Raw genomic sequence first — 9335 nt, forward strand, 5'->3', positions numbered from 1 at the left:
CAATGCTTTAGCTGCCTTATTGAGCGCGAGGGCGCCTCTCGTACTGACGCCGAGCGACAACAGCTCGCTGTTCCGTGTGGCTTGGACGATGGCCAAGAGATAGTCCGTGAGGCTCTCGTCGGTGTGAATCGTGTCTACGCGACGCTGGAGCTCCAGAACTTCCTGTGCCGGCATAACGGCCTCGAGAGTTTCGGCCGGATGGTGCGCATAGGGACGTCCAAGAACCTTGCGTTCTTCTTCTAATGAGGGATAACCGATCCGTAGCCGCATGAGAAAACGATCGAGTTGTGATTCAGGTAGTGGAAAAGTACCGTGGTATTCGGCCGGGTTTTGCGTGGCAATGACCATGAAGGGCTGGTGCAAGGGATAGGTCTGGTTATCGACGGAAATCTGCGCTTCGCTCATCGCTTCCAACAAGCTGCTCTGCGTCTTTGGCGTCGTTCGATTGATTTCATCCGCCAGAACGATGTTGGCGAAAATAGGTCCCGGCATGAACTCGAACCCTTGCTTCTGCCTGTTGAACATAGAGACCCCGACGATATCGGACGGAAGTAAGTCACTTGTGAACTGGATGCGCTTGAAAGAACAATCGAGGGATCTGGCGAGGCTATGGGCGAGCGTGGTTTTACCTACCCCAGGAACATCTTCGAGGAGAAGATGTCCACGAGCCAAGAGGCATACGACGGCCATCTCGATGACCTCATCTTTTCCCCTGATAACCCGGGCAATATTATCCTGAATACTTCCAATGCTACTCGATTGATTCATGGGGAATTATTGGCTCTGGTGGCTCAATAATGGATGGTGGTTTTGCACGGGGGAAGTCTAACAAAGGGTTGAAAGACGGTCAATAAATCCACGGATTCCGGCGAGGTTCTGTCTTAGTGTGATGAAAAACGAAGGTTGTCTCAAGCTAGAGATAGGGGACGAGGACCAGCATCCAGGGCGGTATTTCTTCCACCATGTCGCGAAAACACCTCGCAGTACTGCTGGCCGGCATATGCGGAAAGGTCGCGCCTCGGCGCACCTGGACCGTGCGAAATGCATGTGAGGGTGGATGCCGACCTTGTTTCGAAAGTACGAAGGGAATCCGTGTTCGTAAGGTGGCACACATCGACAGATCGATGGTTCCACCGATCGGTACGGCCGCCAGATTTCGATAAATCTCCCCAAACACTTCCGGAATCGACTCAGCAGTAAAAGGCTTATCGACCGGCCGGTATCGATCGTCTTCAAGCAACTGTGAGAGAAGTTCCCAGAACACTTGGTTGTCGACTGCGCCCAGGATGCAAAGGCGTCCGCGTCGTGAAATCACATCCAGCAATGCCAATGGCCCTCGGATGTCGAATTTCCAAGGGGGGAAAAGCAGTGTGCGGTCCCCGTGTCGGACTTCGAGAGCCGACTCTCCCGCATAGAGGGTGTGATGAAAGGCCCCTTTTGTCCGTCGCAACTCCGCCTGAATTATTTCAGGAGAGAGTCTTGTTGGTTCATATGCAAAGGTAGGAGTAGCAGGAGCCCAACAGGTCGAAATGGTGTAGCAGGGTGCGAGACGATCAGTCTGGTCAAGGGTCTCAAGGCTGCACATATCTTGATCGCCGAAAAATTGAAACGAGAGGCCAGGGCGGGTTCTCAGTCCTTGAAGGCGTTCCTGGTCAGGATGTAGAGGCCCCCCCAATTGGGATTGAGGTCTGAGTCGATCCACAGCGTGCAGGATAAGCGTGCGGCCTCGTTCACGCACCAACGGCACGTACCGGTCTGCGAGTTCGGTTGCAAACGATAGGTCGCCGGCCCCGAGGTCGAGGACGGATGGCACGTCGGATGTCAACAGGAGATCGAAAGGATTGTCGTGATTACGGAGAAATTGCTCGATCTTTTCATCATCGAGCGTTGGGGCAGGCCAACGAAAGGACGGAATTTCTACCAGATTAAACAAGACGCAGAGCGCCCTAAAGGCTTTGCTCGGCGGAAGGCCGGTCAACTCCTTAAGTTTTGCTCCCGGCAGGTCTTGTATGCGTTGAGCTTCTCCATGCTTTAAGGCAACGGTGATGGTGTCTCGAACCGGGGAAGGGAGATGATCGGAGCGATTGGCTTCTTCGAGCAGCCGGCGCAGCGTTTTATTGAACCGGGTTGTTTCGAGGAGTCTACGTGACGTTTCCCATTCCCTCGCGCGCTCTTTGATGACCCTAGAAACCTGCGAGCGAAATTCAGAGAGAACCTTGGCTTCTGTCGTCATCGGTATGATAAGGCTGGATGGGAATCCTGCTGACGCATGGCGCTGAGCACACAGTGAAGTGCGCAGCATAACGGTCCATAGTCGGAGGGTCAAGGTTTGAGGTCTTGCTGCAACAATGCTGCTGTGTTAGGAAAAACGAGAGAAAGGAACCAATAACTTCGTGCCATTGACAGCGACGATCGGACGACTTGTTGTCTTGCTGTGGATTCTCATGACGGCGGGGGGCTGTTCAGTCCGCCCTCACTCGCCTGTTGTCACTGCGCCGCTTGACAGCCCCGTGGAGTGGAAGGAGGGCGAGATTATTGAAACCTCGTCGGGGCTACCGGTGTCTTTTGACGTATTAATGCAGCGTGTTGGTCAACAGGAGATTGTGTACTTTGGAGAAGAACACCATAACCGCTCTCACATAAATGCCGCGTTGACAGTGCTGAAAGAATTGACGGATGGGGGACATCGGCCGGTACTGGCAATGGAGATGTTCGGATGGGAGAACCAGCAGGAGTTGGACCGTTATGTGAGGACAAAGGATGTGAGCCGAGAGGAATTTATCGATCTGAGCGGCTGGAAACAAAATTGGGGCGGACCTTTTGAGGACTATGAAGGCTTGGTTTCTTTTGCCAAATCGCATCAATTATCGCTGGTTGCATTGAATCCCCCCAAGCGCCTGATTAGGCTGGTGGCAAAACAGGGGCTCGCGAATGTGCGGCTCGACCCCGAGTGGACTCGATGGGGTATGCAAGAAGAAGAGATCGTCGACGATCCGACGTACCGGCAACAGCTTATGCGTCAGCTCCGTGCTTGTCATGATGGGGGCTCGGACAAGATGTACCAGTCTATGTACGAGGCATCGATGGTTCGTGACGAAGGCATGGCAAAGTCGATCGTTGAGGCGGTACGTGATTCGAAGAAGTCTGGAAGCGGACCGGTTGTGAGCTATACGGGAGGAGGTCATATCCAATACAACCTTCCGGTGCCGAAGAGGGTCGCGCGCCGTCTGAGCAACGACGTCCAGCAAGTGACTATTTACTTGACGGCCTATGAAAAGGGACGCCTTGAGGAACTCCACGAAATGATTAACGGGATGATCGCTGATTATGTCTGGCTGACGCCGCTCTCATCCCATGGCCCGCCTCGTCGATGTCGCTAATTTCCCTTTGACTATCCGCGCCAATGCGCCTAGCGATCCGGTTGTGTAGCCTCCACTTCCACCGTGTAAAGAATGCCTGTGCGCTTGACAGATGAGAGGAAGCGTTTCACACTAACAAAAATTACGATATCGGAGACCAGACGTTTACCGTGGGAACCGCGCGTATGCGAAATAAGATCCCCTGTTCGGCTGACCGATTGAGCCTGTTGGATCCTCCTATGATTCAAGGCGTCGTCGACCGTAATGCCTTCCATCTCGGCAACCAATACCTTTCAGAAAATCGAGTGCGAATCGTGGAAGCCGATGACGTGCAGATCTCGTCCGCCGTAATCGGCAACTCCGGTCTCTATGAACAAACCATTCGCCTCAAAGACGGACACCTTGTCTCAAAATGCAGTTGCTCGCTCCCTGAAGAACCGATGTGCCGTCACTGCATCGCAGTGCTATTGGAATATCACCGCTGGGTCCGCCCACGGGCTACCGCCAAGGCACCAAACCAGTCATCCGCCTCCTCAACCACGACCGTGAATGGCCAATATGGCAATGGAGGCGGAATGGGCTCATCTAGTGCCCAAACAGCTGATCTGAAATTGAGCGAGGTTATGGCCTTCGTTGAATGGTTGCAGCCGGCGATGAAGGCCCTTGAAGAGAGGCAGCCCCTTCCTGACTCCTCGAGATTGAACGGAAATGTTGCGGCTTGGGCTCAGATCATTCGCAACCTCGACGAACGGCGCCGCGAAGTTGAAGAGATCCAGGTTAGCCTTGAGTCGGAGCGAAAGGATCGCGAAGCCTACGTCTCGCGCATAACGCAACAGCTCGAAGCCTCTATGGCCGAAGTGAGGACAGCACAAACGGCCATCCAACAGTTGCAACAGGAAGCAGTTGGCTATAAAGACATGGTTGCAAGGGTGGCAGAAGTTGCCTCTGACATCGTGAGCTACGATAATCAAGTCAAGACAATGGCAGGAGAATTACTTTCAAAAGGTTCCCAGCTTGATAAGCTCGCAAATTCATTCAAAGAAGCTGCTGCCGCCCTCAAGGCCGTTGCCAAATCAAATCCCTAATAGCCGGTTCATTTCCAAGCCCCCTTGCGTGAAACCTGGCAGTTTGAGTACAATGCGCCCCTCTGAATCGTCTTCTTATTGATACGTACGAGGGAGGATGGCTTATGATGAAGTTTCTTGCGCAGGCTGGGACGTTCGCTGGAACGGTACTCTTGCTGAGTGCCTCCCAGGTGTTGGCCAACGAACCGAAAGGGGACGGCCCGCCGGACTATAGCGGGATCACTGGCATGTACTATACGTTGATCGGATTGATCTTGGCTTATGGTGTCTACGACACATTCTTGAGGAAAAGCTAGGCAATTTGTTTTCGTTTGAAAAGCAGGCCTCCTGAGCATACTTAGGGGGCCTGCTTTTTTTATTAGATTCTCGCGTGAGTTCGTATCCCTTCTCTCAAGGGGAGCCCTCCGATAGTAAGGGTTCTAGCTGCTCGAAAACATGCTGTGCGATGATCTGATAGCCTTCCCCCGTGGGATGGATGCCATCTGCCTGATTGAGTGTAACCGATCCTGCTACCCCTTCGAGAATAAACGGGATGAAGACCAGCCCGTACTTCTTGGCAAGCGCGGGGTAGATTGCCTGAAAACCCGCCGTATACTCTTTGCCATAATTGGGAGGGAGCTGTATTCCGGCCAGCACGACGGTGACGGATGCCTCACGAAACTTTTGGATAATTGTTTCGAGATTCGATCTAGTTTCTGAGAGACTGAGACCCCGCAATCCGTCATTCCCCCCTAACTCAAGGATGACCACTTGAGGTCTACTTTTAAGGATCCAGGCCACGCGTCGTAATCCGCCAGCGGTCGTGTCTCCACTCACTCCGGCATTCACGACTCGATAACGGATGCCGCTACGATCCAGGTGTTGTTGTAAATGCGCAGGGTAGGTTTCATCTGGGGAGACACCGAGGCCAGCTGTAAGACTGTTTCCGAAAGCCACAATTCGAGGAATCTCTCCAGAAGCGTTTCGCGTTTGTTGTGTCGACTCCGCAAGAACAGTATCCAAAGCGCTCGACTGGTAAATTGTGAGGATCGTGAGAAGCACGATCAAGTGGTGTAATGTCGACGTACTCACTCCTAAAAGTTTCATGCAACTACAGTATACTACCAGGAAGGAGATTCTCTGCCATGGGAAATTCGGTTGCATGATCAAGATCCAGCGACTTTCCATGAGATTGACGGCCGGCGGACGGACCGTGACCATCCTTGACGACGTCAACATAGAAATTCCCGCCAAGCAGATGGTTGCCATTGTCGGACCTTCCGGGAGCGGAAAGTCTACATTGCTTGGACTGATGGCAGGGCTGGATCGACCCTCAAGCGGGTCCATTGAGCTGGGCGGAACGGACATTACGACTTTTTCTGAAAGCCGCATGGCCCGCTTTCGTCGGGAAATGATCGGTTATATCTTTCAATCGTTTCACCTGATTCCCACGCTCACCGCTCTAGAAAATGTTCTTGTTCCAATGGAATTGGCCGGATACTCCTCCCCCAGAGTCGAGGCGATCGAATTGCTGAGCGCCGTGGGACTTCGTGAGCGCGTCAATCACTACCCTGTACAACTGTCGGGAGGTGAGCAGCAACGTGTCGCCGTTGCTCGGGCCTTTGCCTGCCGTCCCCCGATTCTCTTGGCCGATGAACCGACCGGCAATCTCGACTCGGTGACCGGGAAACAGGTTATGGAGTTGTTGCTTTCTCTTCATCGCGATCGCGGTACGACCTTGGTATTGGTGACGCACGACAGTGCAATCGCGTCGCTGATGCACAGGGTGGTAGCTCTGCGCGATGGCCGAATTGAGTCCGATGAAATGGTCTCACGGAGTAGAGCTAATGGGTCTGAACGATGAACGAGTTCGTCTTCTCCATGGCTTGGCGGGAAACGAGAGGGGCTTGGCGGCATTTCCTCTATTTTTTCTTTTGCATAGCAGTAGGAGTAGGTGCTTTGGTCGGAGTCTCGCTTTTTTCGGCTCATGTGGATCGGACGGTTACAAAAGAAGCGAGAGGCCTCCTAGGCGGAGATCTGGAAATTCGCTCATCGCATCCTCTCAGCGAGCAGGGCCAGAGTGTGCTGCATTCGTTAGGCGATCGTGGAATCGTCACCACTCATGTCAGTGAGTTGGTCGCTATGGCAGCTCAATCGCAGGATGTTGATCGGAAGAGAGGGGCTGCTCAAACTACCCAGATAATCGAGCTCAAGGCGGTTGATTCCTCCTACCCATTATATGGGACTTTGAAATTAGAGCCTGTGCGATCTGTTGATTCCTTGCTCCATCCGGATTCAGGAACCTGTAATCGACAGCCTTGTCTCGGTGCTATCGTCCAAGAATCCCTGCTGCTTCGCATGGACCTTTCAATCGGCGACCCGCTTAAGATCGGACAGGCTACGTACAAAATTACCGGCATCGTTCGTACGGAGCCGGATCGTATGGCTAACGCCTTCAGCCTGGGCCCACGGGTCATTATCTCGCAAGAAGGACTCCAAGCAGCAGAACTTATCAAACCGGGAAGCCGCGTTCGAGAGCGGCATCTTCTCAAACTTCCTACAGGAACGGTACTGGAGCCTCTTCGGGAGGAGCTGCGAGGTCGATTGGCTGCCGAACGTGTTCGTGTTACAGGCTATCGGGAAGCCCAACCGCAGCTCAAGCGGTTCCTGGAGCAGTTGTCTCGGTATCTCGGGCTCATCGGGTTGACGGCACTCTTTATCGGTGGACTGGGCGTGGCGATGTCGATTCAAGCGTTCTTGCATGAGAAGCTGAAAGTCATCGCGATTCTGAAAATCCTCGGAGCGGACTCTGGCACAATTATTCGCGCGTATGTCGTACAGGCTCTGGGGCTTGGCCTCCTGGGAAGCCTCGCCGGTATGCTGCTGGGGATCGTGTTGCAGCATTTGTTGCCACCTTTCCTTGCCGGGATATTTGTGTCGGATCTGCTCGATCAACTGGGCGTTTCTACAGACCTCTCACAGGCTTCGTTGTTGCCTTTGATGAAAGGGGGTGCTCTGGGGCTCCTCACCACGCTTTTGTTTACCCTTTGGCCGTTGCTCAAAATTCGTGAAGTCAAACCAGCGGCGATATTTCGACGCGAAGTGGAATCAGCTTCTCTTGGAACGAATTCGCCTCGCTCCCCATGGTGGATTCGGAGCGGATTAAACGATTCGCGAGCAGTCCTCGTCGCCGTTGCTATTGTGATCGGACTCGGAGCACTGTCGATCTGGCAAGCCGGATCGTGGAAAGTCGGCGGGTTATTTCTCGGCGGCTTGATGGCCGCTGCTGTCCTTATTTTTGTCTCCGCGAAGCTGCTTCTGGGAGGGATTCGAGTTCTGCCTAAACCCGTCTCGCTCAGCCTGCGCTATGCGATGGGAAACATCATGCGGCCAGGAGGCCATACACATGGAATATTGGTTGCCATCGGGGTGAGTGTCACAACAATTGTTACGGTGGCGTTGGTGGAACAGTCGCTCCTGCATCAGATCGGAAATACGCGCCCGGACGATGCTCCGACATTTTTCTTCATCGACGTACAACCCGACCAAACTGAACGGTTTGCCAACTTGATTAGGCAGAAGACTTCCGGATCGTCGCCGGAATTGACTCCTCTCGTTCGGGCACGACTGCACGCCGTGAATGGCGAGGTGGTGAAGGTTGAGGGTACACGAGAGGACGAAGATGATCCTGAAGAGGAGGGCAAGGATCTAAGACGAAAGCGGTGGTACCTGTCTCGCGAGTATGTCCTGACTTTTCTCGATCAGGTACCCAAAGGCAATGACATCATACAGGGAACCTGGTGGAAGCCGGGGCAGGCGTTTGCCGAAGCAGAAGTTTCGGTCGAAGAAGAAGCGGCAAAATCGTTGGGATTGGAGATCGGTTCTACCCTGGAATTCGATATCCAGGGTGCCACGATTAGCGCAAAGGTCTCCAGCATTCGCAAGGTCGATTGGGGGAACTTTTCGACGAATTTCTACATGATTCTTTCTCCAGGATCGCTTAACGGTGCGCCCTTGACCTATGTGGCTACGATCCGTGTGCCGTCAGATATCGAGGTGTCGTTACAGCAGGCTGTGGTGGCATCCTTCCCCAATGTGAGCGCAATACACATCGGCGATGTCCTTGACAATTTCACGAGGGTCCTCGACCGTCTAGCCCTGGCGATCCGTGCTGTCGCGATATTCTGCGTTGTCACGGGAGCGTTGGTGATGGCAGCGGCGCTCGCGGCCACAAGGTATCGGCGGCTCTACGAGTCCGTAATCTTCAAGGCACTTGGTGCCACCCGGGGGCTCATTGCCAGAACGTTTGCCGCCGAGTATGCGCTCTTGGGAATGGTCGGGGGGGTAATGGCAATCTGCCTTTCGAGCGCCCTGTCATGGCTAGTTTTAATCCATATCTTTGACCTGACTTGGGGCCTGCACCCGACCGTGCTACTCACGGGTCTCGCCTGCACAATTATCTTGACGCTGTGTGTCGGCTTTCTCAGTACGTTTAACATTCTTGGCAAGCGACCGCTCACGATACTACGTCATGAATAAAAGCAGGAAGAGAATTGTGAGTCATCCGGTATCGCGCGGTGGATAATCAGAAAAGGCGGGCACTCCAAGCGTGTAGTGTGCTCAGCCAGTTTGTCCGGGATGATTGTGTAGGAACTACTGATTCTGTGACAGCAATCTTCGTAATTCCTCCCCGTTGCGTTCTCGAAACGAGACAGCAATGCGTAGTTGCTCGAAGTACTGTTGCAGGGTTTTCCCGCCCAGATCGATCCTGCGTGCCGAAAAGAATTCCTGGACGTCTCGCGCAAGTTCAGGTTCGCAGAGACTTGTGATGCCTCCGCACATCCGCCGGAGTCCCTGTTTAGGAAAACGCTTGTCCATCTGATCCCAGTGTTGTTTGACGAACGACCAGCCC

9 protein-coding genes are annotated in these 9335 nt (G+C 53.6%); 5 read left to right on the forward strand and 4 right to left on the reverse strand.

Going from position 1 to position 9335, the window contains the following annotated elements; genetic code table 11:
• Together ACWVCN_RS00435 and ACWVCN_RS00440 are read right to left on the reverse strand one after the other, a co-directional pair.
• Positions 1-768: AAA family ATPase (locus tag ACWVCN_RS00435; protein ID WP_455243528.1), on the reverse strand; the 768-nt coding region annotated here is incomplete at its 3' end.
• A 145-nt stretch (positions 769-913) separates the two neighbouring features.
• Positions 914-2302: a hypothetical protein gene (locus tag ACWVCN_RS00440; protein ID WP_455243529.1), complete on the reverse strand. Its 1389-nt coding sequence runs from the start codon at positions 2300-2302 to the stop codon at positions 914-916.
• A gap of 91 nt (positions 2303-2393) precedes the next feature.
• Here ACWVCN_RS00440 and ACWVCN_RS00445 point away from each other — a divergent pair, with 91 nt between their 5' ends.
• The 3 genes from ACWVCN_RS00445 (at position 2394) to ACWVCN_RS00455 (ending at position 4740) form a co-directional block, all read left to right on the forward strand.
• The gene (locus ACWVCN_RS00445; protein WP_455243530.1) at positions 2394-3380 is read left to right on the forward strand and encodes a ChaN family lipoprotein; all 987 of its coding nucleotides are present in this window, start codon (positions 2394-2396) and stop codon (positions 3378-3380) included.
• Between the two features lie 164 nt (positions 3381-3544).
• Positions 3545-4444, forward strand: a complete 900-nt coding sequence (locus ACWVCN_RS00450) for a hypothetical protein (RefSeq protein ID WP_455243531.1) — start codon at positions 3545-3547, stop codon at positions 4442-4444.
• Positions 4445-4548: 104 nt separating this feature from the next.
• A complete protein-coding gene (locus tag ACWVCN_RS00455) occupies positions 4549-4740 on the forward strand; it encodes a hypothetical protein (protein WP_455243532.1) in 192 nt (63 codons plus the stop codon).
• A 94-nt stretch (positions 4741-4834) separates the two neighbouring features.
• Here ACWVCN_RS00455 and ACWVCN_RS00460 read toward each other — a convergent pair whose 3' ends face one another.
• Positions 4835-5530 (reverse strand): arylesterase, encoded by a 696-nt coding sequence (locus ACWVCN_RS00460; protein WP_455243533.1) that lies wholly within the window; start codon positions 5528-5530, stop codon positions 4835-4837.
• On the opposite strand from ACWVCN_RS00460, the gene ACWVCN_RS00465 reads away from it, so the two are divergent.
• Both ACWVCN_RS00465 and ACWVCN_RS00470 read left to right on the forward strand, forming a co-directional pair.
• The gene (locus ACWVCN_RS00465) at positions 5529-6287 is read left to right on the forward strand and encodes an ABC transporter ATP-binding protein (RefSeq protein WP_455243534.1); all 759 of its coding nucleotides are present in this window, start codon (positions 5529-5531) and stop codon (positions 6285-6287) included. The two genes, ACWVCN_RS00460 and ACWVCN_RS00465, sit on opposite strands and share 2 nt — an antisense overlap.
• Positions 6284-8962, forward strand: a complete 2679-nt coding sequence (locus ACWVCN_RS00470; protein ID WP_455243535.1) for an ABC transporter permease — start codon at positions 6284-6286, stop codon at positions 8960-8962. The genes ACWVCN_RS00465 and ACWVCN_RS00470 overlap by 4 nt, the downstream gene beginning before the upstream one ends.
• A 114-nt stretch (positions 8963-9076) precedes the next feature.
• Here ACWVCN_RS00470 and ACWVCN_RS00475 read toward each other — a convergent pair.
• Positions 9077-9335: hypothetical protein (locus ACWVCN_RS00475; RefSeq protein WP_455243536.1), on the reverse strand; the 259-nt coding region annotated here is incomplete at its 5' end.

This window comes from Petrachloros mirabilis (genome assembly GCF_975968855.1).